Raw genomic sequence first — 2,059 nt, forward strand, 5'->3', positions numbered from 1 at the left:
TCAACAATGGCCGGAATGCCGCCCGGCGTCACAATGTCCTTGTAGCGGTATTCGCCGATGTAGCGGCGGTTGCGGAAAATCTGGAAGAAGCTGTTCTTCACGAACGGCTTCCCGGTGCGGGTACGCAGGCCGCGCTCATTCAGGGATGCGGCAATCTTCTCAGCCGGTTCGCCGTCGGCGTACCGGGTGAAGATCTCCTGCACGATGGGAGCCGTTTCCGGGTCGATATGGTACAGCCTGTCCTCCTTGCCGATGGTGAAGCCCAACGGCACCACACCGCCGTTGTACTTGCACTGGAGGGCATTTTCGCGCTCACCGCGCGCCACTTTCAGGGCAAGCTCGGCGGAATAGTATTCCGCCATGCCGATCAGCATACTCTCCACCATAATGCCTTCAGGCCCTTGCGAGATGGGTTCCATGGCAGACACCAGATGGACACCGTTCTTTTCCAGCTGGTACTTGTAGTTCACGGCATCGTAGCGGTTCCGGGCAAAGCGGTCCAGCTTCCAGACCAGAACCACATCGAAGATTTTCTTTCCGCTGTCCTTGATCATCCGCTGAAAGTCTGGGCGGTCATCCGTTTTGGCAGAGTAGGCACGGTCAATGTAGGTGCCGACCACGGTGATGCCGTTCTTCTCGGCGTAGGCCTTGCAGTCGCGCAACTGTCCCTCAATGGACGCTTCTCGCTGGCTGTCGGATGAATAGCGGGCGTAGATTACGGCGGTCATGGTTGCACCTCCTTGGCGTGTATTCGACTTGCCTTTATAGTATCGGGTCAAGCGCAGCTTGTCAACAATCTGCGAGCAGAGTGAAATGCGAAAATTGCGAAACGCAGCGAAAAAGGTGAGAGCAAGAATCGTCCCGTGGCCACAAATTTTCAATTCTTGAAAATTCTTGCCCCTTTGGGACAGCTTCTTGTTGGGGCGTGCCTGCCCCAAACCCTGCTGGAACGAGTACGGCAAACTGGAATTTGACTAATCCTACATGTGCATCATATTACACTCATGTAATTATCCTCTACATAAACAGCTTTTCCATCAGCAAGCTTAATCTCATCTTTGCCGTTCGGTAATACTGTTGTTTCAGAACCATTCCAATGGGGGATAATAGGATTGTCAATAATATGTAATCCATCTGTTAAATTTCCCGCCGCATACATACTTCCTGCACTGATTCCGACATATATAAGTCCGTTTTTAATTGCATTATTAAGTATTCTATCAAAACCAGTTCTAGACATTTCACGACAAAGCACAGATACATCACCACCACTGACAAAAACAGCATCAAATTGGTTTAATTCTTCAAAAGTTAATAGCCTTGTAAGCATAAACGGGGTTGTAACATACGAAGAATAGGTTCTTTGATAGTCTTTTGAAAGAATTAATTCCAGATTGTACACTAATATATTTTCGTACTGAATTCCCATTAGAAAGAGTTCATGAAAACATATTGCAAGCGACTCTCTTGCACCATCTGTTTCAATGCCAGCTGTTGGAATATAAAGCACTTTCACATCCTTCGGACACTTTCCAATAATATCAAAGAATTTCTCTTTCATCTTATCGGTCAACCCTGCAGATGTAAGAAATAGATGTTTTCCATTCATATTCTTTTACCTCGTCAAACTCCGATTTACTGGGCTAAGCCGAGTATACCACACTCCACCATGAAAGAACACCCCGATATAGTGAAATTTTGCCATTTTTCTGCGTACGTGCGTACACGCTCCGCAGGGATTCTAAGGGGCTTGACCCCTTGGCACACAGACTTTGGCACAAAGTCTAGTGTGTTACACCTTGTCAGAGGTGTACAGGCTCCCGGTACGCACGTACGCAGCGACTACTCCCAAACGCGCCATATAGGGGGACGACCAAGTTCGCACAAAGCGAACTTGATTCCGCAAAGCAAAAGGCAGGATACCACTATCATAGTGATACCCTGCCTTTGCTCGTTTACCGTTCCGAGTAGTCCTTCCGCAGAACTTCCGATAAACAAAAAACGTACCCAAACCCTTTTTCATAAAGAATCGGGTTCGAGTACGAACTGTATGGTGGAG

The 2,059-nt window shown here is 48.0% G+C and carries 2 protein-coding genes; both read right to left on the minus strand.

Going from position 1 to position 2,059, the window contains the following annotated elements; translation table 11 throughout:
• Positions 1 to 728 (minus strand): recombinase family protein (locus C7J97_RS14550; protein ID WP_147232802.1); only part of this gene is annotated, 728 nt, incomplete at its 3' end.
• Between the two features lie 263 nt (positions 729 to 991).
• The gene (locus C7J97_RS14555) at positions 992 to 1,609 is read right to left on the minus strand and encodes a Type 1 glutamine amidotransferase-like domain-containing protein (RefSeq protein WP_005930833.1); all 618 of its coding nucleotides are present in this window, start codon (positions 1,607 to 1,609) and stop codon (positions 992 to 994) included.
• Positions 1,610 to 2,059: the final 450 nt, after the last annotated feature.

Source organism: Faecalibacterium prausnitzii (assembly GCF_003324185.1).
Lineage (GTDB): Bacteria > Bacillota > Clostridia > Oscillospirales > Ruminococcaceae > Faecalibacterium > Faecalibacterium prausnitzii.